Source organism: Candidatus Methylomirabilota bacterium, from assembly GCA_003104975.1.
GTDB lineage: Bacteria > Methylomirabilota > Methylomirabilia > Methylomirabilales > Methylomirabilaceae > Methylomirabilis.
Window position 1 is genome coordinate 219,803 of the sequence record PQAM01000018.1, and the last position, 25,246, is coordinate 245,048.

Annotated in this window: 28 protein-coding genes; all 28 read left to right on the top strand. The window is 59.4% G+C overall.

Annotated features, from left to right (window positions below):
• Positions 1-23: 23 nt before the first annotated feature.
• The 28 genes from C3F12_13955 (at position 24) to C3F12_14090 (ending at position 25,228) form a co-directional block, all read left to right on the top strand.
• Entirely contained in the window at positions 24-1,235 is a 1,212-nt protein-coding gene (locus tag C3F12_13955) for a pilus assembly protein PilC (GenBank protein PWB42998.1), read from the top strand.
• A gap of 140 nt (positions 1,236-1,375) precedes the next feature.
• Positions 1,376-3,046, top strand: coding sequence for a hypothetical protein (locus C3F12_13960; GenBank protein PWB42999.1), 1,671 nt, complete (start codon positions 1,376-1,378; stop codon positions 3,044-3,046).
• 110 nt (positions 3,047-3,156) lie between these two features.
• Positions 3,157-4,539 (top strand): Fis family transcriptional regulator, encoded by a 1,383-nt coding sequence (locus C3F12_13965; GenBank protein ID PWB43000.1) that lies wholly within the window; start codon positions 3,157-3,159, stop codon positions 4,537-4,539.
• A gap of 309 nt (positions 4,540-4,848) precedes the next feature.
• Positions 4,849-5,337 (top strand): hypothetical protein, encoded by a 489-nt coding sequence (locus C3F12_13970; protein PWB43001.1) that lies wholly within the window; start codon positions 4,849-4,851, stop codon positions 5,335-5,337.
• A 105-nt stretch (positions 5,338-5,442) separates the two neighbouring features.
• Positions 5,443-5,922 carry a hypothetical protein gene (locus C3F12_13975; GenBank protein ID PWB43002.1) on the top strand — a complete coding sequence of 160 codons (480 nt, stop codon included), beginning with the start codon at positions 5,443-5,445 and terminating at the stop codon, positions 5,920-5,922.
• 11 nt (positions 5,923-5,933) lie between these two features.
• Entirely contained in the window at positions 5,934-6,383 is a 450-nt protein-coding gene (locus C3F12_13980; GenBank protein PWB43003.1) for a hypothetical protein, read from the top strand.
• 10 nt (positions 6,384-6,393) lie between these two features.
• On the top strand, positions 6,394-7,209 hold the full coding sequence (locus C3F12_13985) for a hypothetical protein (GenBank protein ID PWB43004.1): 816 nt from the start codon (positions 6,394-6,396) through the stop codon (positions 7,207-7,209).
• Entirely contained in the window at positions 7,206-8,630 is a 1,425-nt protein-coding gene (locus C3F12_13990) for a hypothetical protein (GenBank protein PWB43005.1), read from the top strand. Before C3F12_13985 ends, C3F12_13990 begins: the two co-directional genes overlap by 4 nt.
• Before the next feature lie 259 nt (positions 8,631-8,889).
• The gene (locus C3F12_13995; protein PWB43006.1) at positions 8,890-9,219 is read left to right on the top strand and encodes a hypothetical protein; all 330 of its coding nucleotides are present in this window, start codon (positions 8,890-8,892) and stop codon (positions 9,217-9,219) included.
• Positions 9,210-9,989, top strand: coding sequence for a prepilin peptidase (locus C3F12_14000; protein ID PWB43007.1), 780 nt, complete (start codon positions 9,210-9,212; stop codon positions 9,987-9,989). Before C3F12_13995 ends, C3F12_14000 begins: the two co-directional genes overlap by 10 nt.
• Positions 9,990-10,107: 118 nt before the next feature.
• The gene (gene xerD, locus C3F12_14005) at positions 10,108-10,995 is read left to right on the top strand and encodes a site-specific tyrosine recombinase XerD (protein ID PWB43008.1); all 888 of its coding nucleotides are present in this window, start codon (positions 10,108-10,110) and stop codon (positions 10,993-10,995) included.
• Between the two features lie 94 nt (positions 10,996-11,089).
• Complete coding sequence (locus C3F12_14010; protein PWB43009.1) at positions 11,090-12,373, top strand: hypothetical protein; 1,284 nt, start codon at positions 11,090-11,092, stop codon at positions 12,371-12,373.
• 54 nt (positions 12,374-12,427) lie between these two features.
• Positions 12,428-12,832, top strand: a complete 405-nt coding sequence (locus tag C3F12_14015) for a nucleotidyltransferase domain-containing protein (GenBank protein ID PWB43010.1) — start codon at positions 12,428-12,430, stop codon at positions 12,830-12,832.
• Positions 12,819-13,262, top strand: coding sequence for a hypothetical protein (locus C3F12_14020; protein ID PWB43011.1), 444 nt, complete (start codon positions 12,819-12,821; stop codon positions 13,260-13,262). Before C3F12_14015 ends, C3F12_14020 begins: the two co-directional genes overlap by 14 nt.
• Before the next feature lie 133 nt (positions 13,263-13,395).
• Entirely contained in the window at positions 13,396-14,034 is a 639-nt protein-coding gene (locus C3F12_14025; GenBank protein PWB43012.1) for a site-2 protease family protein, read from the top strand.
• 23 nt (positions 14,035-14,057) lie between these two features.
• Complete coding sequence (trpS, locus tag C3F12_14030; protein PWB43013.1) at positions 14,058-15,044, top strand: tryptophan--tRNA ligase; 987 nt, start codon at positions 14,058-14,060, stop codon at positions 15,042-15,044.
• Between the two features lie 68 nt (positions 15,045-15,112).
• The gene (locus C3F12_14035; protein ID PWB43014.1) at positions 15,113-16,576 is read left to right on the top strand and encodes an IMP dehydrogenase; all 1,464 of its coding nucleotides are present in this window, start codon (positions 15,113-15,115) and stop codon (positions 16,574-16,576) included.
• A gap of 92 nt (positions 16,577-16,668) precedes the next feature.
• Positions 16,669-18,201 (top strand): GMP synthase (glutamine-hydrolyzing), encoded by a 1,533-nt coding sequence (locus C3F12_14040; protein ID PWB43015.1) that lies wholly within the window; start codon positions 16,669-16,671, stop codon positions 18,199-18,201.
• A 73-nt stretch (positions 18,202-18,274) separates the two neighbouring features.
• A complete protein-coding gene (locus tag C3F12_14045) occupies positions 18,275-18,526 on the top strand; it encodes a hypothetical protein (GenBank protein PWB43016.1) in 252 nt (83 codons plus the stop codon).
• Positions 18,526-18,963, top strand: a complete 438-nt coding sequence (locus tag C3F12_14050) for a hypothetical protein (protein PWB43017.1) — start codon at positions 18,526-18,528, stop codon at positions 18,961-18,963. The genes C3F12_14045 and C3F12_14050 overlap by 1 nt, the downstream gene beginning before the upstream one ends.
• A complete protein-coding gene (locus tag C3F12_14055; protein ID PWB43018.1) occupies positions 18,956-19,273 on the top strand; it encodes a nucleotidyltransferase in 318 nt (105 codons plus the stop codon). Before C3F12_14050 ends, C3F12_14055 begins: the two co-directional genes overlap by 8 nt.
• A complete protein-coding gene (locus tag C3F12_14060; protein PWB43019.1) occupies positions 19,254-19,616 on the top strand; it encodes a hypothetical protein in 363 nt (120 codons plus the stop codon). The genes C3F12_14055 and C3F12_14060 overlap by 20 nt, the downstream gene beginning before the upstream one ends.
• Positions 19,617-19,670: 54 nt before the next feature.
• Complete coding sequence (locus C3F12_14065; GenBank protein ID PWB43020.1) at positions 19,671-20,132, top strand: hypothetical protein; 462 nt, start codon at positions 19,671-19,673, stop codon at positions 20,130-20,132.
• A 51-nt stretch (positions 20,133-20,183) separates the two neighbouring features.
• A complete protein-coding gene (locus C3F12_14070; protein ID PWB43021.1) occupies positions 20,184-23,627 on the top strand; it encodes a DNA polymerase III subunit alpha in 3,444 nt (1,147 codons plus the stop codon).
• Positions 23,628-23,693: 66 nt separating this feature from the next.
• Positions 23,694-24,227 (top strand): DUF421 domain-containing protein, encoded by a 534-nt coding sequence (locus tag C3F12_14075; protein ID PWB43022.1) that lies wholly within the window; start codon positions 23,694-23,696, stop codon positions 24,225-24,227.
• Between the two features lie 86 nt (positions 24,228-24,313).
• Positions 24,314-24,517 carry a DUF2191 domain-containing protein gene (locus C3F12_14080; GenBank protein ID PWB43023.1) on the top strand — a complete coding sequence of 68 codons (204 nt, stop codon included), beginning with the start codon at positions 24,314-24,316 and terminating at the stop codon, positions 24,515-24,517.
• Positions 24,510-24,914, top strand: coding sequence for a PIN domain nuclease (locus C3F12_14085; GenBank protein PWB43024.1), 405 nt, complete (start codon positions 24,510-24,512; stop codon positions 24,912-24,914). The genes C3F12_14080 and C3F12_14085 overlap by 8 nt, the downstream gene beginning before the upstream one ends.
• A 68-nt stretch (positions 24,915-24,982) precedes the next feature.
• A complete protein-coding gene (locus C3F12_14090; GenBank protein ID PWB43025.1) occupies positions 24,983-25,228 on the top strand; it encodes a hypothetical protein in 246 nt (81 codons plus the stop codon).
• Positions 25,229-25,246 lie beyond the last annotated feature (18 nt).

A 25,246-nucleotide genomic window follows, 5' to 3' on the forward strand; every position in this document is an offset into this window, starting at 1 on the left:
TAAACCCGTTTTTAGAGGAACAGATGCCGACATTTGCCTATCGCGGACGAAGCCGGACAGGCCAGATAGTTGCCGGGCAGATGGAGGCCAATACCCCGGAGGCCGTGATCTCCCAGCTCCGCCAACAACAGATCTTTCCGATTGCCGTCAAGCCGCAGCCCAAGCAGATCGAGCTGAAGGTCCCCGGATTCGGTAGGGGTGTGAAGGAGAAGGATCTGGCAGTGGTTACCCGCCAGCTTGCCACCATGATCGATGCCGGACTCCCGCTGGTACAGTGCCTCGATACCTTGGCGTCCCAACAGCCGAATAAACGGTTCAAGACCATCCTTACCCGAATCAGAGAGGATGTGGAGGCGGGCTCGACCTTTGCGGCAGCCCTGAAACGCCATTCGGTGGTATTCACGCCGCTGTACACCAACATGGTTGAGGCGGGCGAGGTCGGCGGGCTGCTCGACACCATACTGAACCGCCTTGCGGTCTACATCGAGAAGGCGATGGTGCTCAAACGGAAGGTCAAGGGCGCCATGATCTATCCCGGTGCCATCGTCACGGTCGCCGTCGGCGTGGTTATCTTCCTGCTGACCTTCGTCATCCCGGTCTTTGAAGGATTTTTCCAGGGGGCTGGGGTCCAACTTCCCCTTCCGACCCGGGTGGTCATGGCGGCGAGTCGCTTTGTTCGGGCATACATTCTGGCCGTGCTCGGCCTCGTCATCGCAGCGATCGCCGGCATCCGGTTTACCTATAAGACAGAGAAAGGCCGACGGGCTATTGATAAATTCTTTCTACGGGTTCCGATATTCGGAGCATTGTTCCGAAAGGTAGCCGTCGCGCGGTTCACGCGGACACTGGGGACATTGATCGCTAGCGGCGTCCCGATCCTGGACGGACTGGACATTACGGCCAAAACCGCCGGGAATAAGGTCGTGGAAGAGGCGATTCTGAAGACCCGCGAGAGCATCGCCGAAGGCAAGACCATCGCCGCGCCGCTTCAATCGTCCGGGGTCTTCCCGCCGATGGTTGTCCAGATGATCAGTGTTGGGGAACAGTCCGGGTCGCTTGATTCGATGTTGGAGAAGATTGCCGAGTTCTACGATGCCGAGGTCGATCAGGCCGTCTCCAATCTGACCGCCCTGATTGAGCCGATACTGATGGTATTCCTCGGAGTCGTCGTGGGCGGCATCATCGTGGCGATGTATCTGCCTATTTTCAAGCTGGTGACGGTGATAGGGCGCTGAATGCGGTACCCAAAGATACACATTGGGATGTGTCATGGCGAGCGACCAACGGGAGCGCGGCAATCTCACCGTTGTTGTTCTGACAGACGGTGAGATTGCTTCGGCTTCGCCTCGCAATGACAGACGGGACCTGCTAACCCATGACGGGCAGAGACGCGCTTCAAATCGACGAGGTTGCGCTGGGCCGGCAGATTCGCTGGCTGATCGGCCTCAGGTTGCTCGTGGCCTTCCTGTTCTTGGGCTCAGCGGCCATCCTCGCTCTCCGGGAACACCCCCCCTTCGCACTCACTCCTCTCTTTGTCTTAACCGCCTGCGCCTGTCTTCTTACCATTTTCTATCTGCTTGCGTTAAAGTATGCCGCGCAGCTCAGACGGCTCTGCGGCCTGCAAGTCTGGATCGACGTCGGCCTGGTGACGACGCTGGTCCACTACACCGGCGGGATCCAGAGCCTTTTTGCATTTGTCTATGTCTTCCCCGTCCTCGCTGCAGCCATCCTGCTATCCCGGCGGTCGAGCCTGTTGCTCGCCGGCGCAAGCACCATCCTGTATGGGATCGTGATAAACGTTCAGATCTATTGGCTGACACCGCGGACGCAATTTCCCTCTACGGCAGACACCCCATACGATCCGGTCTATACGCTCCTGCAACTCTTCATCAACAGCGCGACCTTTTTCTTGGTGGCGCTCCTTGGCAGCCAGCTTGCCAGGCGGCTCAAAGAGACCGGCCGCGAGCTCGAAGCCCAACGAAGCGATCTCCGCAATCTCCGGACCCTGCACGAGGACATCGTCGAAAACATCCCCAGCGGGATCGTCACGCTGGATCTCGACGGCAAGATCGTGTCGTTCAACCGGGTCGCGCAGCGGATCGTCGGCGTCACGATCGATCAGATACGCGATAAGCGCTGGCAGGAGACCCCCTTTGAAGCTATTCATGGGCTTAAGACGTTCTTCGCCGCTCCTACACCTGCCTTTGGCGGCTGCTCCGAAGAGATTGCGATTCAAAATCACGTCGGCAAGTCTATCCCGATCGGGATTAACTTCACCCCCCTGAAGTCATCTGAAGGCCACCTTGTAGGACTTGTGGGCATCTTCCAGGACCTGACAGAGAAGAAAAAGACCGAGGCACGCCTCCGACAAGCCGACCGGCTCGCGACGGCGGGCCAACTGGCGGCCGGGCTGGCCCATGAAGTACGAAACCCCCTGGCCGCGATCAGCGGGTGCATCGAGCTGATACAGGAAAGTGGTACGGCCTCATCCCAACTACTCGCCATTGTCCTTCGTGAAGCCGAGCGACTGAAGTTGGTGACGGGGCAGTTCCTGGATTTCGCCAGGCCGACGCCGGCCTTACAGAAACAGTGCAATCTCGTCGCGCTGGTCGCAGAGGCGGTCTCGCTTCTGGAAAAGGGTTGTGACAGTACCCACCCGGTCACCTTTTCCATTCAACGGGAGGCCGAGGAGGTGATGGCGACAGGTGATCCTGATCAGTTAAAACAGGCACTGTGGAACCTTGGGCTGAATGCGATTCAGGCGATGGAAACGGGCGGACAGCTCAGCTTTGCCATACGTCATCCTGGATTGGCAAACGGAGACGACTGGGTGGAGATAGAATTGACCGACACGGGGCGGGGAATCGCTCCGGGAGAGGTCGACCGGATTTTCGATCCGTTCTACACCACGAAACCCGGCGGTACGGGACTGGGATTGACCATTACGCGGAAGATTATCGAAAATCTCGGCGGTCGGATTGAGGTGATCAGCCATAAGGGCGGCGGATCCACTTTTCGGGTCCTGCTCAAACAGGCTGAAGGCTGAAGACTATTAGGCTGTAGGGGATTGGACTGTGGGCTGTTAGGCAGTACCCCCTAACCCCCTACAGCCTACAGCCTAAAAGGCTATAGCCCATCTACCTGAGGAGTTACGTTTTGGAAACCATATTGGTCGTCGATGACGAGCAGGGGATGCGCGAATTCCTCACCGTGCTCCTGGAAAAGCAGGGGCACCGCGTGATCGCCGCCGCTGACGGCGAGCAGGCGCTCGAATTGATTGCACAGAAGCCGCCTGATCTGGTGATCTCTGATATTCGAATGCCAAAGGTGGATGGGGTCAGCCTGTTGACGGGCATACGGAAGAGCTATCCGCGCTTGCCGGTTGTCATGATGACGGCATACGCCTCCATGGATTCGACGATTCAGACCATGCGATTGGGGGCTGATGACTACATCACCAAGCCCTTCCGGATCGACGAGATCCGGCTGGTGGTGGAAAAGGCATTAGCCAAGACCAGAACCCGGCCCGGTCAGACCTCCAGGCCGGTCGCGATTGAGGAGGCGCAGCCCGCCGGGCTCATCGGCCGCAGTCCGAAGATGGTCGAACTGTATAAATTGATTACTCGGGTCGCCGAGCTGGACAGTACGATCCTTATTACCGGAGAAAGCGGAACCGGCAAGGAGCTGGTCGCCCGCACGATCCATTGTGCCAGCCCACGAGCCGAGCGCCCGTTTCTCGCCATCAACTGCGGGGCGATCCCCGAGCAACTGCTGGAGAGCGAGCTGTTCGGCCATGTAAAAGGCTCCTTTACGGGGGCCGTCGCCCACAAGGCGGGACTGTTCGAGGTGGCCAATCGCGGCACAGTCTTGTTGGATGAAATTGCCGAGATGAGCCCGGTTCTTCAAGTCAAGCTCCTTCGGTTCCTGCAAGGACGAACCTTTCGGCGCGTGGGAGGAACAGAGGATCTGGAAGTGGATGTCCGTCTGATCGCCGCCACAAACAAAGACCTGGTCAAGGCAATGGCCGACGGCGCGTTTCGCGAAGACCTGTTCTATCGGTTGAACGTGATTCCGATCCATCTGCCGCCGCTTCGCGAGCGAACCGAAGACGTGCCATTGCTGGCTAACCGGCTGCTGAACCAGTGCGTGCTTCGCCAGCGACGCGGTCCGACCTCCATCTCGTCGGAGGCCATGGAGATCCTCATGCGGTATCACTGGCCGGGCAATGTGCGGGAGCTGGAAAATGTGATCGAACGGGCTGTGGCCCTCGAAACAACCGATCAGTTAACCCCCGCCAGTATCTGTGTGCAGGTGCGAACCGAGGATAAGGGTGAAGACGAGCAGAAAGAACGGACCTTCAGCCTTCCTGCCGAGGGACTCGATTTGGAGCAGACGGTTTCGCAACTTGAGAAGGATCTGATGCTTCAGGCGCTTGAGCGCTGCGGATGGGTCCAGAGCAAGGCCGCAGAGCTCCTTAAGCTGACCTTTCGCGCCTTTCGGTATAAGGTTAAGAAATACGGTATCTCCAAGGGCCGCTAACCCCTCACAAACCGTCAGCGAACCGACATTTTTTGTCACCTCCCCTGCCTGGTTGATCTCGTCTATTCGGTCTCTTTTGGCGTCCAGCCAGCAGATAGACCAAAGAAACCACACGACCAATAACCCTCAACCTACGAAATATTGTGTGATCATATCCTATTACATCTATCGCTAGTTTATTATCATCAATAGTGTGAGTATTAGCAATCCACAGGGCAGAGTGGCACAACCTATGCATCATTCGATAGCCAAGTGGTGGTCATTGTATCGGGTAACCTTAAACACGAGAGTAGAAGAAGGAGACGAGAAATGGACAAGGTGAAGAAGAAATTAGTCGGACGCAACAAGGGTGGTTTCACATTGATTGAACTGCTGATGGTGGTAGCGATCATCGGTATCCTGGCGGCGATCGCGATGCCGATCTATGCCAACATGCAGGCGAAGGCGCGAACCGGAAAGGCCCAATCCGACGTGGCGACGATCGCAGAGGCAATGTCTGCCTTCGCTGCCCACTGCGGCGATGTGCCGGGCACTGCGGCTGCGGCAGTGCCAGGCACGGCGGGAGCTGCTGCCTGCGCCACCCCACCCGCAGGGACTGGGCTCTTGCCCCTCACTATAGCCGTCACTGATGCCAACGGTATCTCCTCGGGCCCGTGGTTTTCACCTGCAGCCGTTGCTGCAGGCGGCTCACTGAACCCTCCGGCGGGCTGGACCTACGCGTTTACCAGGAACAATGTGGCCGACTTCACCGTGACAGCAACGGGGCCCGGTGGAGCCCCCGTCATCACTCGTCCGTAAGCAGTCGTAACGGCGCAGCGGGGAGAGGCGCGCAGCCTCTCCCCAATTCCCTTTTCCCTGACGGCTTCAAAGTAGTGAGCCCTTCCTCAGACGACGGGTGTTCAGATGGTCTGTCGGTGGAGTCGAGTCGGCAATCAACGGGGGTTTACCCTCGCAGAGCTGATCACGATAGTGGCAATCATCGGGATCGTCAGCGTGGCGGCCATCCCCTTCTTTACGACCTTTCTCCAGGCGATGCAGACCAAGGGGGCAGCCCAGGAACTGGCGACGGTACTCCAACAAGCCCGCGAGCTGGCCATCTCCCGCAACACCAGTTACACCGTGCAGATCGATACGAATGGGAACCAATTGCGGTTTGTCGATGGGTCCGGCGCCCCATGGGTTGGCCCCGGTACCGACGGAAATGGCTACAGGCGACTGACTAATCAGGCTCAACTTGCCGCTGCGAACGCCAATCCGGTCTTTAACCCGCTTGGGGACGCGGGAGGGGGGACGATTACCGTGCAGAATGCGCAGGGCACGTCGGCCCTGGATGTCGTCGTCAGCCCTAGGGGCCGCGTTCGTATTGCGCAGGTCGGCGGGTGAGGAGGGGCGAGATGCGGGCGCAGCGCGGCTTTACCCTTGTCGAGGTGCTGATCGCCCTCGCGATTCTCACCGTAGCCGTCTTAGGGGTGGCGGCGACGACCGCGCTGCAAAGCGGCGGCGGGAGCGCGGGCGCCGTCTCGTTCGGCCAGGCCGCCGTCACGCGGGGCTACTATCTGTCGACGGCGACCATGCTCGCCCAGGACCGGCTGGAGCAGGTGAAACGAGTCCAGTACAGAGTGGGGGCCGCCGATCCCTTTGCGTCGGGTAATCCCCCGCCCAACTTCCCGGACGAGACCTCCGTCACCGGCTTTCCTAACTTTAACAGGCAGGTCAGGGTTGTGACCGGTCCGGCCGCGAACACCAAACAGGTGACCGTCACCGTGGCCTTCACCCTTCCGACGAGTCAGGGGGCGAACCAGGAGAGCATAAACCTCACGACACTCGTCGCCGCCAGGCCGTAAGGGGCGAACCATGAGGCGTGTTGTTACCACGCATGGGTACAGTCTCGTTGAGCTGTTAATCGTGCTGGCCATTGCGGGTCTGATCGGCGGGGCCATCCTGGGAGTCTACCGGGTCTCGCAGGACACCTATATCCGGGCCAGTTCCCTGGAGGCCGCGCAGGTCGGGGCAAGGGCCGGCCTGGACCGCATGGCGAACGAGCTGAGGCTGATCGGCTCGTTCTGGGTCGGGGCCAACGGCGCAGGCAACGCCATCACGGCCGCCTCTCAGAGCGCCATAACCTTCCAGGCTGATGTCGATGCAGATACCTTGAATGCCGCTGGCAACGAGATCACACTAACGGCTGACGCCGGCGGCGGTACCAACACAATTACGGTAAACCGAATCACGGGACGTAGTGGCGGCAATGCCTTCATTGTTGGCGAGTCGGTCTATATCGCAAATAGTGGTACGCGAGATGTCAGGCAGATTACGAACATAGTCGGCAACACGCTCACCCTTGCAACAAACCTCAGCACAACCTATCCCGCGGGCAGTTTTGTCCGGGATGTCAAGACCATCACCTATGCCAGAAATGCAAATGCCACTTCCACCTGCCCGGCTTTAACTTGTCTCACCAGGACTCAGGGCGGAGGCGGCGCCCAACCCATTGTCGATAATGTAACGGGCCTGACCTTCACCTATTTCAATTCCGCCGGGGGGTCGTTAGGCAATAATCCACTGAATCTGAGCGTGATCAGGGAGATTCAAGTCGACCTCACCGTTCAGAGTCCGGACGGCAGCGCGCGCCGTATGACTACCAGGGTCAAGCCCAGGAGCCTGCCATGAAGTGGACAATCGTTACCAATATCCCATGCGCCGGCGGCAGACCCAGGGGCATGAAAGTTGTGACTCCTAGTAAAATTAAAATCCCCCCAACCCCCTTTTACAAAAGGGGGGAACGGGGGGATTTCGGGACGGGAGCGGGAGACTTCCTGGGTAATAGGCGGCGTCTGAGACTTGGTGACAATCGGGGGCTTATCCTTCCGCTTGCGCTCATGGCTTTCGTCGTTCTGGCCGCGCTCGCGACTGCCATTCTGTCTATCGGAGGCTCTGAAGCGCAGATCGCGTCAAACCATCTGCGCGCCATTCAGGCCCAGTTCTTGGCCGAGGCCGGACTGGAGCACACCTTTAACACGTTGCGGACGACACCGCTCGCGAACCTCACGACAAACGCCGACGCTCTCCAGAGTGTCCCAGGCATCGCAGCCAATACCCAGTTGGGGGGAGCAGGAAACTATAACGTTCAGTACCAGGCGGCGGGCCTCTGGGCGTGGAGGGTGGTTTCAACCGGCACTAGCGCCATTGGGGGGTCTCAAGCAATTCGAAGGGCCATCATGAGCACCTTTTTTCACTCCGATGACGCCATCCTTACCGACGGTTCGCTGACTATTTCCGGCAGCACAGACGTTTTATCAACCAATGGGCAATGCGGGAATGTTCACGCCAATGATGATCTTACCGTGAATGGCGGCATCAATCTTGTGATTAGCGGCAACGCCACCTCAAGCGGTACTTATGAGGAGATCGGCATTCCAAGCATTGGCGGTGACCACGACACGGCACCAGAACCGCAGAAGACGATTCCGCACATCGATCCGGCCGATTTCCTGGCCGTCGCGCAGGCAAGCCTGGATGCAGACAAATTATTTCAGATGATGGCGAATGGTAAGGTGTTCAACGGCAACGGCACCACCGAGTTGGCAGACCTGGCTTCCGGGGGCAGTTACTGTGGATGGAGCTACACCTCTGGGACCCCCCTCGCTCAGTGGACGTTGAGCGGCAACGATTTCTGTAACGGCACGTACTACTTCGAGGGAAACGCGACGGTAACAGGCACTCGAGGCAGTGATGCCAACCCGTGGAACACTACCCTGATTGCAACCGGCAGCCTGGACCTTGCGGGCAACTCGACGATAGGCGCCGACGCTAACTATACCGTTCACGATACCCTGTTTATTGCGGGCCAAGATGTCACAATCAACGGTACGCCAAGCAATGGCTACAACGGGCTGATCGCAGCTCATGAGCAGTTCAGCCTTAGCGGCAATGGGAACATTAATGGATTCATCATCGGTGAAAACGCCCCCCATACGCCGGGCAGCCCCGTGGACGCCAACACCGTAAGCGGCAATATTACGCTCACCTACAATTGCGGCGTCAATGCGCCCCTTCAGGGTCCGCTCCAGATCCTGTCTTGGGGCCTGTAAACCTTCCCGTCCAAAAAATAGCTCTTGTAAAGCCCATCCGCCTCTTATATGTTAACTGCGCTTGAATTATCAAGGGGAGCACTTAATAGATTGCGCTCTTGCACCTCATCTCAAGCAACCTCCCCCTTTGGAAAGGGGGATTGAGGGGGATTTCGTGATCGCTCAAATCCCCCCTCGCCCCCCCCTTTATAAAGGGGGGGATGTAAGCTATTGTATGCTCTGATTAATAACAGTGGTACGACCCTAAACTAAGGTTAGTATGAATATCGACTTCGCGGAGACCTACGATCAGGAGAACGATACGTACTATGTCACCTTCAAGACAGGTGAACCCTCCTATTGTCTTGAGCTGGATGACGTGTTGCTTCTTGAGCTGGGCGTGTTTACGAATCTGCCTACGGGCTTTCGGATACTGAACTTTCATAAGAACACAGTTGCGCGCCTCGAACTGAAGCCGACACTCACCAGGGAAGTGAAAAAGGCCCTGGAGGGGTCTAAGAAGTCTCTGCCGACGATCCGCCAAAGAGCATCCGTCGTGAAGCAGGCTCTAGAAAAAGTCCTCGCCTACCGTTCTCCTTCATGTCGTTAGAAGGTGTGTCGGCAATCGCGAGCGTCCCTCTCGGGCTCGCGGTCGGCAGTTTCTTGAATGTCTGTATCTGGCGGATCCCTCGCGACGAAAGCCTCGCCTTTCCCGGGTCACATTGTCCTCAGTGCAACGGACCGATCGCCTGGTACGATAATATCCCGCTGGTCAGCTTTGTGTGGCTCGGCGGTCGATGTCGCCGGTGCAAGACCCCAATCGGTTGGCGGTATCCGCTTGTCGAAGGACTGACCGCTGCCCTGTACATCCTGACGGTCTTACAGTTCGGCGTCACGCTCCGGACCGCATTCCTTCTGCTTTTCCTCTCGGTGCTGGTGGCTATCACATTCATCGATCTGAACCACAAGATCATTCCCCATTCTCTGAGTCTCACCGCCATCCCGATCGGACTTGTCGCCAGCCTTCTGACCTTCGATCCGCCGCCGCGTGACGCCGTCACAGGAGCACTGATCGGCGCCGGACTGGTCTATCTCATTGCGGTCTATGCAGAGGTGGCCTTCAAGCGGGAGAGTATGGGCGGCGGCGATGTCAACCTCGTCAGTATGATCGGGGCCTTCCTGGGTTGGCGCCTCATGCTCGTCGCGTTTGGCGTTGCGGTCTTCGCCGGCGCGTTTCTTTCGGTGGCGCTGATCGCGTCGCGCATCCTGTCGCGCAAAGACCAGATCCCATTCGGGCCGTTTTTGGCGCTCGGGGCGACCGTTGCGCTGTTTGTCGGTGATCGTATGATCGAGTGGTACTTCGAACTTGTCTGGCGATGACCGAACAGGACCGGATATAGACGATGCAGATGATGGCCGAAGCCTCGGCGATTCGGCTCGTTGAAGCCTACGAGCAACTGCTACACCCTACACCCTACACCCTATACCCTGATCTTCAATGGACACCCTCATCGAAGAGTACCTAAGGCATCTCGCGGTCGAGCGGGGACTGGCAGAGAACAGCCTGGCGGCATATGGACGGGATCTGCGCCGGATCGTCGGCTATCTCAAGCAGGCCGGAGCCGATTCATTTCACGAGGTCAGCCGCGTGCGGGTGGCGTGTGTGCTCCTGAGGCTCCGAGAAGAGGGATTATCGCCCCGAACCATCTCACGTCACACCTCATCGCTGCGCGGTCTGTACCGGTATCTGCTGCTGCAGGGTCGTGTGCAAGAGGATCCCACCGCACATATCGAGTCGTCGAGTCCATGGTTTCGGCTGCCTGGGGTACTGAGTCAAGAGGAGGTGGAGCGGCTGCTGGCTGTGCCGCCCACCAGTACGGTGTTGGGTCTGCGCGACAAGGCGATGCTGGAACTACTGTATGCGGCCGGCCTGCGCGTATCGGAGATGGTGACCCTCCGATTGTCCGATGTAGACCTGGAGGTGGGCTATGTGCGTTGCCAGGGTAAGGGGGGAAAGGACCGCGTTATCCCGCTGGGGCGCGCTGCCCAGGCGGCCGTTCGCCGGTATCTCGACACCTCGCGGTTACGACTTCAAAAGGGACGGTCGGATTCTACACTGTTTTTGAACCGCTCCGGATACCCGTTGACACGCCAGGGGTTTTGGAAGCTCCTCCGCGCGTACGCCGTATCAGCGGGGATCGAGCGGCGAGTGAGCCCACATACACTCCGCCATTCGTTTGCCACCCATCTGCTCGAGCACGGCGCCGACCTGCGGGCGGTCCAGGTGATGTTGGGTCATGCCGATATTTCCACGACACAGATCTATACGCACGTCTCCCGGACGCATCTGAAGGCGGTCTACAACCGCTATCATCCAAGGGCATAAATGCAGGGGTCAGGGGATAGGGATTGGGGATTGGAGGAAAAACTGAGACCTTACCTAACCCCCAACCCCTAACCCCCGTACCCCGGTTTTGAAGATGCAACTTCCGCAGTTCCGAGAACTGGACCCGCTCAGCCGGATGGCGCTCGAGGCGGCACGGCGGGCTGCCGCCCCTGCGCCGATCTATGCGGTTGGCGGCTATGTGCGCGATCTGCTTCTCGGTCACGGGAACGTCGATATCGATCTGGTGGTTGAGGGCGATGCCATCGCGGTCGCCGGGCGTCTGGCGCACTCCCTGAAGGCGGTGGTTGCACCTCACCACAGGTTCGGAACCGCCCATCTGCGACTGTCGGATGGCAGAAGACTGGATCTCGCCACCGCCAGAACGGAGCGATACCCGCACATCGCCGCGCTGCCGGAGGTTCAACCCGCCCCTCTCCTTGCCGATCTGTTTCGACGAGACTTCAGCATCAACGCTATGGCGGCCCGTATCGACCGTCATCAATTTGGGCCACTGATCGATCCGATTGGGGGGCTTCGGGACCTGGAGTACGGGCGGATCAGGGCCTTGCACGAGCAGAGCTTTTTCGACGACCCCACCCGGCTCTTCAGGACCGCTCGATTTGAGGGCCGATATCGGTTTATGATTGCTCGGAGCACCCTGCAACTGATGAAGGCCGCAGTCAAGGCAAGTGCAATCGAGCATCTGAGCGGTCCCAGAATCTTCAGAGAACTTCACCTGATCGCGCATGAACCATCAGCGCCACGCATTATCTGGCGACTCAGAAATCTCGGCGTATTGACGGCCATTCATCCGACGCTCGTCCTCCCGGCGGCCGCCTTCGGTCTGTGCGAGCGTGTGCAGGCGATGCTCTCGCAAGAGCCGTCAATGCCGTTCGTGAAGAAGGTCGATGCGAGTGAGGCGTTCCTCCTCGTCATCCTCTCTTTTCTGCATCCCAAGACGGTCGTTACGGTTCTCCACAGGCTTGCCCCGCCCCATCGAATTGCCGACAAGTTGCGAGGCGATCATAAGGGGTATCGAATCACCGCACGCACGCTGATGCGCGCCGTCGATCTCCGCCAGAGTCGTATCGCCCGACTACTCGATCCACTCTCGCCGGAAGCCAAGATCGTCCTGTTGGCCGCTGTCCCGAACGGACCGGCGCAGGAGGCGGTGTCCCGGTACCTCACAACGTCATGGCAAATCGTACCGCTGCTCAAAGGCCACGACCTGCACCGGCTGGGGCTGAAGCCTGGTCCCATCTACCGACAGATCCTGGCCGGTCTGCGTGCGGCCAAACTGGACGGACGGCTCCACACCAGGGAGGATGAGGTGGCCTTCGTCCTTCAGCGCTTCGGCGAGATGCACCTTCGAGCGTAACGGGTGATAACGGAGATTGACATGTGCGGGCACATTGAGTAGGTTACGGGTATCATGGGAGATGACCCGCTGGATCGCGAACAGATCCGACAGATTCTGGCCCTCTACTTCGCCAACCGTCCTGATGTTCGGATGGCCTTCCTCTTCGGCTCAGTAGAGCGAGGCGTTGCCTCCACCGAGTCGGATCTGGATGTGGCGGTATACCTGGAGGACGAAAGCGCGGAGGGAACCCTTTGGACCGACGTCGAGCGCCTCGTGGGTCGTGAAGTAGACCTTGTGGTGCTGAACCGCGCTCCGGCGTTGATCGGCTGGAGCGCTATCAGAGGCACTCCCCTGTTAATCCGGGATCGAGGGTTTTTCCTCGACTATCTCCTTGAGGTGTCTGAAGAGGCCGAAAGCCTGGCCGAGTTCAACCTGGACTTCTGGAAATTAAGGGATAGAGCACGTGCCGCTCGGTAAGGAAGGACAGGAACGACTTGCCAGGATCCTCGTGTTCCTGGAAACCGAGCTTGCCGACCTTCGGGCCTTCGCCGACATGCGGTACGGCAATTATCAGTCGGATCGTGATCGGCGACGCAACCTTGAACGCTGCATCGAAAACATCGTGAACGCGGCGCTCGACATTGCCAAGATTCTCCTTGTAAGCGAGGGGCGTCCCATCCCTCCTACGTATAAAGAGTACTTCCTCCAACTTCCGGCCATCAGCGGATTCCTCGACGAACCCGTCGCGGAAGACCTTGCCGAATGGGCGCGGTTGCGGAATATCCTTGCTCACGAATACCTCGATATCCGTTGGCAGCGTATCCGGGAATTCCTCGACAGCGGATGGCAAAGCTACGAATCCCTGCTGAAGGCTACCGAGGCATACCTTCGGAGACGGACGACATAGCCCCATTCCACACCCCGTATCGCACCGCTGCCAAAGGAGACGAGGAGACCCCTTCGGCATTGACAAGGGTGTGTCCCTCTGTTACGGTAACTTCAGTAAGACGCATGGTAAGCGGAATACGTGGTGAGGACGGATGGCCGATCTGACGCAGTTCATTCTGGATTTAAGCGTGAGGCTGCCGGCCATCCTGGCAGCCTTGACGTGTCACGAGTATGCGCACGGGTGGGTGGCCGATAAGCGGGGCGATCCGACCGCGCGGTGGCTGGGCCGCCTCACCTGGAATCCCCTCGCCCACCTCGATCCGGTGGGAACCCTGGCCTTGATCTTCACGCCTGTCGGTTGGGCCAAGCCGGTTCCGGTGAATTTCGACGCCCTTCGACATCCAAGGCGTGATATGGTCTTGGTGGCGGCCGCAGGACCTGGCGCAAATCTCATCCTGGCCTTCGTGTGCGCCTGGTTGCTTCGGCTGTTCGGTAGCCCAGAGCGAGCGGATGAGGGCGCATGGTTCCTGTGGTTGACGCCGGTGTCCCTCATGCTGTACAAGAGCGTTCTTATCAACGTCGCGCTGGCGGTGTTCAACCTGATTCCCGTATTACCGCTTGACGGCGGTCGCGTCATGGCCGGCCTCTTGCCGCCGCGCCAGGCTGCATCGTACGGCAGGCTGGAACGGTACGGCTTTGTGATTCTTATAGTGTTGATCTTCAGCGGGGCGGTTGATCGTCTTATCTGGCCGCCCATCGCGTTGGTGGCCGGTCTCTTGCTTGGCGCGTAACTACAGGAGGACCACGATAGTCCATGCCGAAGGATCGAGTCTTGAGCGGGATGAGGCCGACCGGGCGCCTTCACCTTGGTCACCTGTTCGGGGCCCTGGACAATTGGCGCCGCTTGCAGGAGACGTATGAGTGCTTCTTCTTTGTAGCCGATTGGCACGCGCTGACAACCGAGTACGCGGATACGAAAGGTATCCGGAACAACATCCGCGAGATGGTCCTGGATATGTTGGCGGCCGGGATCGATCCCTCGAAGGCAACCCTCTTTCTGCAGTCCCGACTTCATGAACATGCCGAGTTGTACCTGTTGCTGTCAATGATCACGCCGGTCCCATGGCTGGAGCGAAATCCGACCTACAAGGAGCAGCGGCAGGAGCTGACCACGAAAGACCTGAGTACCCTTGGGTTTCTAGGGTACCCCGTTCTGATGGCCTCGGATATCCTGATCTACAAGGCCAATTATGTACCGGTTGGGATCGATCAGGTGCCGCACTTGGAATTGGCCAGGGAGATCGCGCGGCGCTTCAATGCGCTGTACGGGGAGGTGTTCGTTGAACCACAGCCGCTCCTGACCGAATTCCCGAAGGTCCCCGGTACCGATGGGCGCAAGATGAGCAAAAGCTACGGCAACGCCATCTATCTGAGCGACTCGCCGGAGCAGGTAACAGCGAAGATCAAGCCGATGGTGACCGACCCGGCCCGGGTACGCCGGCGCGATCCGGGCAATCCTGACGTCTGTCCGGTCTTCGACCTACACAAGATCTTTACGCCCAAGGTCGAGCGGGACACCGTCATCGATCCCGGCTGTCGGACGGCGGGGATCGGGTGCCTGGACTGTAAGGGCGTTTTGCTGCAGCATATGCTTCCTGCGCTGCAGCCCATCTACGAGCGACGGCAGGAGCTGGCAACCCGCCAGGAGATCGTCCAGGAGGTCCTGGAGGATGGCTGGGCCAAGGCCAAGAAGATAGCAGGCGAGACCCTGTCAGAGGTCAAGATCGCAATGCATATGTAACATCAGCTTTCAGCGGTCAGCTAACAGCTAAACGCTGACGGCTAATCACTGATGATTCGAGGTGCACAATGGTTGATCGCACGATCCCAGAAGGGCTGACATTCGACGACGTGCTCCTGATCCCGGCTAAGTCCGAGGTCCTCCCGCGAGACGTTGACGTACGGACCCGTCTGACCAGGCGCCTTACGATTAATATTCCAGTCGTCAGTGCTGCGATGGATACGGTGACCGAGGCCAGGATGGCCATTGCGTTGGCCCGAGAGGGTGGGATCGGCATGATCCACCGGGCGCTCCCGCCGGATCGCCAGGCCCTCGAGGTGGATAAGGTCAAGAAGTCCGAAAGCGGAATGATCGTGGACCCGATCACCATCTCGCCGGATCAGAAGCTCTCCGACGCCCTGGAGTTGATGCAACACTATCGGATTTCAGGCGTCCCGGTGACACAGCACGGCAAATTGGTCGGTATCCTGACCAACCGCGATATCCGCTTTGAGACCAAGCTTGATTTGAAGATTGCCCAGGTGATGACCAAAGATCGGCTTATCACAGCGCCGGTCGGCACCAGTCTGGAAGAGGCCAAGGAGATCCTGCACCGGAACCGGATCGAGAAGCTGCTGGTGGTCGATGATGCATTCAATCTCCGCGGTCTGATCACTATTAAGGATATTGAAAAGACGATTAAGTACCCGAATGCCTGCAAGGATGAGCTGGGACGACTGCGGGTGGGCGCGGCCGTCGGCGTGGGCGAAGACACCTCGGATCGGGTAGACGCGCTGGTCAAGGTGGGCGTCGATGTCCTGGTAGTGGACACCGCCCATGGCCACAGTAGCGGGGTCATCGATACGGTCACGACGATCAAACGGCGGTATCCCGACACTGAGGTCATTGCCGGCAACATCGCAACGGCTGAAGGGGCCGAGGATCTGATCAGGGCGGGGGCCGACGGGCTGAAGGTTGGGATCGGCCCCGGCTCTATCTGTACGACCCGGGTGGTCGCGGGCGCTGGGGTCCCGCAGATCACGGCAATCGCGGACTGCGCAAAGGTTGCCGATCGACATGGCGTTCCGATTGTCGCCGACGGCGGCATTAAGTTCTCTGGTGACATGACCAAGGCAATCGCGGCCGGGGCGCATGCCGTAATGCTCGGGAGTCTGCTGGCGGGAACCGAGGAAAGCCCTGGCGAGACGATCATCTTCCAGGGCCGGACCTATAAGGTCTATCGAGGTATGGGTTCGCTGGGCGCCATGCAACGAGGCGGCAGAGACCGATACCACCAGGAGGCTGAGACGGAGGAGCATAAGCTGGTTCCGGAGGGGATTGAGGGGCGCGTTCCTTACAAAGGGACACTCGCCGGCAGCATGTATCAACTGGTCGGCGGGCTGCGGGCCGGGATGGGCTATTGCGGCTGTTACACCATTGAGGAGCTTCGCCAGAACGGGCGCTTTATTCGGATCACCTCCGCCGGGCTCCGCGAAAGCCACGTGCATGACGTTATTATCACAAAAGAGGCGCCCAACTACCGGCTGGATTAAGCAGCTCTCAGCCGTTGCCGATGTAGGGGCGCAGTTTACTGCGCCCTCTTTGGGCGGGATAAATCCCGCCCCTACACATCGATGGCCTCGTTATGGATAAAATCCTCATCCTCGATTTCGGTTCACAGTACACCCAGTTGATCGCGCGTCGCATCCGTGAACTGGGCGTCTACTGCGAAATCCGTCCGTTTCACCTGTCGCTGGACGATATCAAGGCTTTCAACCCCAAAGGAATTATCCTCTCCGGTAGTCCGGCCAGCGTCTATCAACCGGATGCTCCCCTCTGCCATCGCGACGTCATCGAACAGGGCGTGCCGGTCCTGGGGATCTGCTACGGGATGGGGGTTCTCGGCCACTATCACGGCGCCGTCACGACCCGAGCGGCTTCCCGGGAATATGGTCGGGCTACGCTCCTGATTGACGATACGACCGATCTCTTTGCCGGCCTGAGTAGCGGGCTAACCGTCTGGATGAGCCATGGCGATAAGCTCGAGGCGATCCCCGACACATTCCGACGCCTCGCCCACACAGCCAATGCGTCGTTCGCCGCGATCCGCCACCGCACACAGCCGCTCTTCGCCGTCCAGTTTCATCCCGAAGTCGCCCATACCGACAACGGGAAGGCGATCCTGGGAAATTTTCTATTCAGGGTCTGCGGCTGCACGCCGGATTGGCAGATGCACTCCTTCGCCGAGATGGCCATCGAGCGGATTCAGCGTCGAGTGGGTGATCGCCATGTCCTCTGCGGCCTGAGCGGCGGGGTCGATTCGTCGGTCGCTGCCCTGCTGGTCCACCAGGCCATCGGTCCGAAACTCACCTGTGTCTTTGTTGACAACGGTCTGCTTCGGAAAGGCGAAGCCGTCCAGGTCGAACAGGCCATGGGCGAGCACCTGGGCGTTCACCTGGTCTCAGTCGATGCGCGGGAGCGGTTCCTGACCCGGCTCAAAGGGATCATCGATCCTGAGGAGAAACGGAAGATCATCGGCGCGGAGTTCATCGCCGTCTTTGAAGAGGAAGCGCGACGGCTGGGGCGGTTCGAGTTCCTCGCTCAGGGAACACTCTACCCCGATGTGATCGAGAGCGTCTCGGTTCAGGGACCGTCGGTTACCATCAAATCCCATCACAACGTGGGTGGGCTGCCGGAGCAGTTCGATTTCGAGCTGATCGAGCCGCTGCGGGAGCTGTTCAAGGATGAGGTCCGAGAGCTGGGAAAGGAACTCGGCCTGCCGGATACCATCCTCTGGCGTCAGCCGTTCCCGGGGCCGGGTCTGGCCGTCCGGATCATCGGCGAGGTGACGCAGGCGCGGCTGGACCTGCTGCGAGAGGCCGACGCGATCGTTGAATCTGAAGTCGTGAAGGCGAAGCTGGATCGCGAACTGTGGCAGGCATTCGCCGTGCTACTGCCGATCAAGACGGTCGGGGTTATGGGCGACGAGCGGACCTATGAGCATGTCATCGCTATCCGAGCCGTCACCAGCCTCGACGGCATGACGGCCGACTGGGCGCGCCTGCCGCATGATCTGCTCCAGGCAATCAGCAGCCGGATCGTGAGCGAGGTCAAAGGCGTGAACCGCGTTGTCTATGACATCTCCTCCAAGCCCCCCAGCACCATCGAGTGGGAATGAACCAGCGAGCTTTCTTCCTTGACGGACTACACACGATCAGTTAGTTTATGTGTAGTCATAGAGGGAGGCGCGCATGACCCGCATAAACATCTCAATAGATGAAAAGCTTCTAAAGGTTATCGACAGAGCGGCTTTCAAGGAGGGTCGAAACCGGAGTCAGTTTTTCCGCCATGCCATGGAGGAGTATTTTACTCAGGAGGAGGTTAAAGAGCGACGGCGGCGCGCGGTGGAAAAGGCAATGAAGATCCAGGATGAAATTAGAAGCAAAACGAAACCCTGGGACGCAGTCGGCTTTATCAGGAAGATGCGAGCCGCGAATCGCTGATGGACTTGGTCCTCGATACCTCCGTAATCGCCAAATGGTTTATACATCCCCCGGAAGACGATCTCGACGCTGCGTTGGAAATCCGGCATAGGATTGTTGACGCAGAACTCGATCTCATCGTACCCGACCTCATCTTCTACGAGCTTGCCAACGTCTTGCGCTATCAGCCCCAGCTTGGGGCCGAAGAAGTAGCCAGTGCCCTTGATTCTTTGGAGACAATGGACTTGGACATCCGGCCATTCTCCTATCCGCTCGGAAAGGAAGCAGCACAACTCGCCAAGGCTGCAGGGATCACAGTCTACGACGCGTACTTCATTGTGTTCGCTGAGGCGTTCGACTGTCCTGTTGTGACAGCAGATCGGCGTTGTTATGCTCGTGTTCGCGGCAGGCCTTCGGTCAAGCTATTACGGACATGGGGCAGGGTTACCGATGAATGAGATGGTGCGAGATCGGCAGGAAGTTATCGAACGGCTGAAATCAGCCGAGGGAGCGATTCGCGCGCTGGGGGTTCGGCGGCTGGCGCTCTTTGGATCGTTTGTCCGGGAAACGGCATCGCTCGAAAGTGATGTCGATGTACTGGTCGAGTTCGAGCCGGAGCAGAAAACATACGACCGGTTTCTCGATCTCTCGGAACTCTTAGAGCGCCTGCTTGGACGTCGGGTGGAGATCGTGACAACAGAGTCGCTGAGTCCGCATCTCGGCACTCACATCCTTTCCGAGGCGAGAGATGTCATTCGAGCCGCTTGAGCACCTGCGCCATATCCTGATCGAGACAGACTATCTGGTCGAGCAGTGCGTAGCACTCAGCAAGGAGCAATTACTCGCCGACGAAACCTTACGCCGGGCATTTGCGCGAAGTCCGGAGGTCATTGGGGAAGCCGCCAAGAAAGTGCCCGATGTGTTTCGCGAGCAGTATCCCGAGGTAGAATGGCGGGCAATGGCCGGTATGCGCGACCGACTGATCCACGGGTACTTCGGGGTGGATTACGAGCTTGTGTGGGATGTCGTGAAGAATAAAGTGCCAGCCTTGAGGGGGCAAATTGGACACATCCTCCGCGATGCGGATCGCCGCACTACCTCTTCAGGCTGACGCGGGGACTACGCGACTGAGTGTGGACGTTGGATGGCAGTGCGAATTGCGACAATGGCATCGCGGCAGAGTGTGAAGCGAGCATACGACATCGAGGTGTTCGGAGAGGCGGTGTACGCGATGGCGGCTCGTCTGGCGCGGCGGCCTGACCGGCGACGCAAGTGGGAGGCGTTGCGACAACTCGAAGCGCAGACCAGGGATCAACTCCGCACGGTCCTCGTCCGCGCAGGCGACACACCGCGAGACTCAGCAGTTCAACGTTGGCTCGGCCGCGCTGTCGGCGCCGTCATCGGGGCCTTGCCATGGCGTATCACGCTCACCGTGCTGCGCATCGTGCTACGATGGGCTGTCCGGTTTTTCGAGCAGATAGAGGATGAGGCCTGCGGGCGAGAGAGTGCATCGATCCACGGGCTGGCCGCACATGAACGCGCACAGTGGGAATTTGTCCGGCGCGAACTTTCAGGTGATGAGCAATCGATCGATCCGATCCTCGCTCAGTTGGAGGTCCGCCGCTGATCTGATGATATACTACCCCCTAATCCCTAACCCCTGCTGTTTGAGGCATTGATGCATCATTCTGATTTCGTACATTTGCACGTGCACAGCCAATACAGCCTGCTGGATGGGGCCTGCGGGCTTGAGAAGCTGGTGGCCAAGGCGAAGGAGTACCAGATGCCCGCCCTGGCGGTCACCGATCACGGCAACCTCTTCGGGGCGATCGACTTTTACAGCATCGCGATGAAGGAGGGGATCAAGCCGATCATCGGCAGCGAGGTCTACATCGCCCCTGGCAGCCGGTTTGAGCGGTCCAATCAGGACAGCGGCTACGAGGGCGCCAGCCACATTACTCTGCTGGCCAAGGATCAGGTCGGCTACCGGAATCTGATCAAGCTGGTGTCGGCCGGCTATCTGGAGGGCTTCTACTATAAGCCCCGGATCGACCGGGAGCTGTTCGCCCAACACTGTCACGGTCTGATCGCCCTCTCGGGGTGCCTCAACTGCGAGGTGGCCAAGGCATTGCTGGATGGCGACGAGGCGCGGGCCAAGGAGACGGTCAGTTGGTATCTGGAGGCACTGGGACGCGAGAACTACTTCCTGGAGGTTCAGGATCACGGAATACCGGAGCAGAAGCGGGTGACTGAGGGCGTCCTGCGACTCGCGAAGTCCTTCGATCTGCCGATGGTCGCCACCAACGACCTGCACTATCCCAGCAAGGAGGATGCCCGCGCCCATGAGGTCCTGCTCTGCATCCAGACCGGGAAGACGATTCAGGACAAGGATCGCTGGCGCTTCTCCACCGACCAGTTCTACTTCAAATCGGCAGACGAGATGAGACGGATCTTTGCCGAGCTGCCTGAGGCGGTCAAGAACACCATTGTCGTAGCCGAGCGGTGCAACCTCCAGCTTCACTTCGGGCAACTCCGGCTCCCCAAATATCAGGTCCCCGAGGGCTATACCCTCGAATCCTATCTGGCCCATCTGGCCCGGCAGGGGCTCAAGACCCGATTCCCGGCGGCCAATGCCGCCGCAGAAGCGCGTCTCCAGTACGAGTTGGATGTCATTCAGAAGACCGGCTTTGCCGGCTACTTTCTGGTGGTCTGGGACTTTATCAAGTTCGCCAAGGATCGCGGGGTTTCGGTCGGCCCGGGGCGCGGCTCCGCGGCCGCCTCATTGGTCGCCTACTGTCTCGGCATCACCAACATCGATCCGCTGCGGTACGGCCTGATCTTTGAACGGTTCCTAAACCCGGAGCGGATCAGCATGCCGGACATGGACATCGACTTCAGCGACGACCGCCGGGACGAGGTGATCGACTATGTGACGAGGAAGTATGGGGCCGACAATGTCGCCCAGATCATCACGTTCGGGACGATGGGGGCCAAGGCAGTCATCCGGGATGTCGGACGGGGCCTGGGGATGCCGTATGCCGAGGTGGATAAGATCGCCAAGCTGGTCCCCAATCGGCTTAACATCAGCCTGGACGAGGCGATTGCCGAGAGCCCGCCGCTGACCGAGGCGGTGCAGAGCCGGCCCGAGGTGGAGGATCTGTGGCGGGTAGCCAAGTGCCTGGAGGGGCTGACGCGCCACGCCTCGACCCACGCGGCCGGCGTCGTGATCTCCGGCGACCCGCTCACCGAGCATGTTCCACTCTACAAGGATCCGAAGACCGGCAGCAAGCCGACGACCCAGTATGCCATGAAGGCTATCGAGAAGATCGGCCTGTTGAAGGTCGATTTCCTGGGCCTGCGGACCCTGACGGTTATCGCCAATACCCTGGAGCTGATCGCGTCGGGACGCGGGCAGAAGATCCCGATTGAGGCGATCCCTCTCGATGACCCGGCGGTCTTCAAGCTGCTCGGCGAGGCGCGGACCTTCGGAGTCTTCCAACTGGAATCGTCGGGAATGCGGGACCTGATGCGGCGCCTGAAGCCGGAACGGCTGGAGGACGTCATCGCCCTCGTGGCGCTCTACCGACCGGGGCCGATGGTCATGATCGACGACTTCATCAACCGCAAGCACGGCAAGGTCAAGATCAGCTACGACCACCCGCTGATGGAAGAGATCCTGAAAGAGACCTACGGGATCATGGTCTACCAGGAGCAGGTGATGCGGATCGCCTCTGAGCTGGCCGGCTTCTCGATGGGCGAGGCCGATGTGTTGCGCAAGGCGATGGGGAAGAAAGACCCTGAAACCATGGATCAGCAGCGGAAGAAGTTCGTTGACGGCGCTAAGGCCAAGGGGGTCCCGGCGCGGATAGCGCAAAAGGTCTTCGATAAGATGGCCCCCTTTGCCGGGTACGCCTTCAACAAACCCCACGCAACCTCCTACGCTCTGGTCGCCTATCAGACCGCCTATCTCAAGGCGCACTATCCGGTCGAGTTCATGGCGGCCCTCCTCACCTCGGAGATGGCGAATACTGACGGGATCGTCAAGTATATCGACGAGTGCAAGCAGATGGGGATCACCGTCCTGCCGCCAGATGTCAACGAGTCGGAAAGCCGCTTCACCGTCGTAGGCGAGCAGATCCGATTCGGGCTGGTGGCCATTAAGAATGTCGGTGAGACGGCCATCCAATCGATCCTGACCACACGGCGGGATAAGGGTCGCCTCCGATCCCTCTTCGACTTCTGCGAACGGGTGGACCTGCGGCTGGTGAATAAACGGGTCGTCGAGAGCCTGATCAAGTGCGGGGCCTTCGATTCCCTCGGGGCAGCGAGGTCCCAGCTTATGGCGGTGGCGGACAAGGCGATGGAGGCGGGCGCCGGCGCACAACGCGAGCGGAGTTATGGCCAGGGCTCACTGCTCGATGTGTTGGAGGCTACGGGTGGGCTTACCCAACAGGCTGAGGCCCTTCCGGCTATTCCGGAGTGGTCGCCCACCCAACGCCTGGCTGCCGAAAAGGAGACGTTGGGCTTCTACGTAACCGGCCACCCGCTGTCCGATTACCGGGACGTCATCGCCAGGGTCGCCGCCGTCGCCACCGATCGCCTCGCGGCCTGCCAGGATAAAGAGACGGTCACGGTGTGCGCCATTGTGACCGCCGTCAAGGAGATTACCACCAAGAGCGGCGACCGGATGGCCTTCGTCACGCTCGAAGACATGGCGGGGACGGTGGAGGCGGTGGCATTTCCCGAGCTGTACAAGGCGAACCTGCTCCACCTGGTGAAAGGGACGGCCGTTATGGCCAAGGGTCAGGCGGATGTGGGCGAAGAGGTGGTCAAGCTCCTTTTGGCAGAGGTCAGCCCCCTCGCGAATATCCAAGGCCGTCAGGCGTCTTCGGCGGTCGAGATTACGATAGGGGAAGCGGACCTGTCCGACTCAACGCTGGAGCAGTTGAAAGGCCTGCTGCTGAAATTCCCGGGGCCGACCCCGGTCAGGCTCCATTTGAGTGTTGCGCCGGGCGCTCAGGTCACCGTCGCCGCCTCGCCGGACTTGACCGTCGCGCCAAACGAGTCGCTCAGGCGCGAGGTGGAGGCCCTGCTAGGTTCTGGCACGATAACCGGCACGTAACCTCGAAGCGGGTATCACTCCCCAGACATCCACTACCTCCCATGGGCAACCCCTGAAGGAGGCGCCATGTGGAAGCTCTTCATCCCTGACATTTCCGTCGCTGAAAAGATGCTGCGGTCGGGCGTCGTCTACCTCTTTCTGTTGCTGGTCTTCCGTTTCACCGGGAAGCGGCAAGTGGGCCAGCTTACCCCCTTCGACCTGGTCGTCTTGCTCATCATCTCGAATGTGGTCCAGAACGCCGTGATCGGCAACGACGTCTCGCTTGGGGGCGGACTGATCGGGGCGGTGACCATCCTCGCGCTCAATTACGGCGTGACCGAAGTGACGTATCGGTCCAAGCGCGCGCGCCGCCTGCTCGAGGCGCAGCCCACGCTCCTGATTCACAACGGACGCATCCTCCAGGAGAATCTGCGACGCGAACGGATCACCCTCGACGAGCTGCTGGCGGCACTGCGGCGCAACGGGCTGGTCGAACCGGCGCAGGCACGCTTCGCGATCCTAGAGGAGAACGGCGCGATCAGCGTCATCCCCAGGACCGCCGAGGCCGAGCCGAGCCGGTCAAGCCGGACGGATGGCCCATTACCCCGCAGCGAATCCTGAACCTCGTATTGCTCCTAGCGAATTCATCGACGGGTTGATATGGCATACACATCGTGGTATTTTTATGCCTAAAGGAGGACTGCGCGATGAGGACTACCCTGGAGATCGATGACAAACTCCTGAAGCAGGCGCTGGCGCTCACCAAAGCCAAGACCAAGAAGGAACTCTTCCATCGCTCTTTGCAGGCGGTCATTCGCCAGCAGCGGATCGAACGGCTCATCGGCAAGCTGGGCCGTCTTCCCCTTGACCTGACGCCAAAGGCGCTTTCCAAATTGCGGGCCGATGCCTGACGGATGGGTCCTGATCGACACATCGGCTTGGATCCATGCATTGCGACCTACAGGAAATCCCCTTGTCAGGGAACAGGTCCGCGACTTACTTACCGAGGGTCGCGCAGCGACCTGCGAAATGATCGTCCTGGAGCTTGCAGGTGGCACGAGGACAGAAGGAGAATTTCGGGAACTCCGTGACGACTTGGAAGCACTACATCAGTTCCCGATTACCGAGTCCGTCTGGAGATCGGCCTATCGAATGGCTCATGCGCTGCGACGGATGGGCTTATCTATTCCGGCAACAGATCAGCTTATCGCTGCGGTTGCCCTCAATTACGCCTGTAGTCTTTTTCACTCCGACAAGCACTTTGACCTACTCGCCCATCATGTCGGCGTTCCTGTATGGACACCTTAGCAGACCGTGGACAATAAATGCCGAGGACTGTGGCGCGCTCATGCATTGGATGAATGACACCGGGTAAGATGAAGATGAGCGAGTCTGCGCGACCCGTAGGCTTGTCGAAGTCCCGGATCATGGCGGGGTTACAGTGTCATAAGCGACTCTGGTGGACGGTGCATGAGCCGGCGGCGCCGGAACTGCAACCGGATGAAATCGTCAAGGCTGCAATGGACCGGGGCGCCAGGGTCACCGAGATCGCGCGAACCGTCGTCGCGTACAACGCCGGCTTTGAGCGCGGAGTTATCGAGCAGATGGCCGAGACAATGTGACCTTCCCCCGGTTTCCTG

Bases quoted from the DNA above. Each gene is read 5' to 3' on its own strand.
- C3F12_14060 (PWB43019.1), top strand. From the start codon at position 19,254: ATGTCATTCGAGCCGCTTGAGCACCTGCGCCATATCCTGATCGAGACA.
- C3F12_14090 (PWB43025.1), top strand. From the start codon at position 24,983: ATGAAGATGAGCGAGTCTGCGCGACCCGTAGGCTTGTCGAAGTCCCGG.
- C3F12_14035 (PWB43014.1), top strand. From the start codon at position 15,113: ATGGTTGATCGCACGATCCCAGAAGGGCTGACATTCGACGACGTGCTC.
- C3F12_14015 (PWB43010.1), top strand. From the start codon at position 12,428: ATGGGAGATGACCCGCTGGATCGCGAACAGATCCGACAGATTCTGGCC.
- C3F12_14045 (PWB43016.1), top strand. From the start codon at position 18,275: ATGACCCGCATAAACATCTCAATAGATGAAAAGCTTCTAAAGGTTATC.
- C3F12_14050 (PWB43017.1), top strand. From the start codon at position 18,526: ATGGACTTGGTCCTCGATACCTCCGTAATCGCCAAATGGTTTATACAT.
- C3F12_13985 (PWB43004.1), top strand. From the start codon at position 6,394: ATGAGGCGTGTTGTTACCACGCATGGGTACAGTCTCGTTGAGCTGTTA.
- C3F12_14085 (PWB43024.1), top strand. From the start codon at position 24,510: ATGCCTGACGGATGGGTCCTGATCGACACATCGGCTTGGATCCATGCA.
- C3F12_14065 (PWB43020.1), top strand. From the start codon at position 19,671: ATGGCATCGCGGCAGAGTGTGAAGCGAGCATACGACATCGAGGTGTTC.
- C3F12_13995 (PWB43006.1), top strand. From the start codon at position 8,890: ATGAATATCGACTTCGCGGAGACCTACGATCAGGAGAACGATACGTAC.
- C3F12_13960 (PWB42999.1), top strand. From the start codon at position 1,376: ATGACGGGCAGAGACGCGCTTCAAATCGACGAGGTTGCGCTGGGCCGG.
- C3F12_14010 (PWB43009.1), top strand. From the start codon at position 11,090: ATGCAACTTCCGCAGTTCCGAGAACTGGACCCGCTCAGCCGGATGGCG.
- trpS (PWB43013.1), top strand. From the start codon at position 14,058: ATGCCGAAGGATCGAGTCTTGAGCGGGATGAGGCCGACCGGGCGCCTT.
- C3F12_14055 (PWB43018.1), top strand. From the start codon at position 18,956: ATGAATGAGATGGTGCGAGATCGGCAGGAAGTTATCGAACGGCTGAAA.
- C3F12_14000 (PWB43007.1), top strand. From the start codon at position 9,210: ATGTCGTTAGAAGGTGTGTCGGCAATCGCGAGCGTCCCTCTCGGGCTC.
- xerD (PWB43008.1), top strand. From the start codon at position 10,108: ATGGACACCCTCATCGAAGAGTACCTAAGGCATCTCGCGGTCGAGCGG.
- C3F12_13975 (PWB43002.1), top strand. From the start codon at position 5,443: ATGGTCTGTCGGTGGAGTCGAGTCGGCAATCAACGGGGGTTTACCCTC.
- C3F12_13980 (PWB43003.1), top strand. From the start codon at position 5,934: ATGCGGGCGCAGCGCGGCTTTACCCTTGTCGAGGTGCTGATCGCCCTC.
- C3F12_14040 (PWB43015.1), top strand. From the start codon at position 16,669: ATGGATAAAATCCTCATCCTCGATTTCGGTTCACAGTACACCCAGTTG.
- C3F12_13970 (PWB43001.1), top strand. From the start codon at position 4,849: ATGGACAAGGTGAAGAAGAAATTAGTCGGACGCAACAAGGGTGGTTTC.
- C3F12_13955 (PWB42998.1), top strand. From the start codon at position 24: ATGCCGACATTTGCCTATCGCGGACGAAGCCGGACAGGCCAGATAGTT.
- C3F12_13990 (PWB43005.1), top strand. From the start codon at position 7,206: ATGAAGTGGACAATCGTTACCAATATCCCATGCGCCGGCGGCAGACCC.
- C3F12_14080 (PWB43023.1), top strand. From the start codon at position 24,314: ATGAGGACTACCCTGGAGATCGATGACAAACTCCTGAAGCAGGCGCTG.
- C3F12_14075 (PWB43022.1), top strand. From the start codon at position 23,694: ATGTGGAAGCTCTTCATCCCTGACATTTCCGTCGCTGAAAAGATGCTG.
- C3F12_14025 (PWB43012.1), top strand. From the start codon at position 13,396: ATGGCCGATCTGACGCAGTTCATTCTGGATTTAAGCGTGAGGCTGCCG.
- C3F12_14070 (PWB43021.1), top strand. From the start codon at position 20,184: ATGCATCATTCTGATTTCGTACATTTGCACGTGCACAGCCAATACAGC.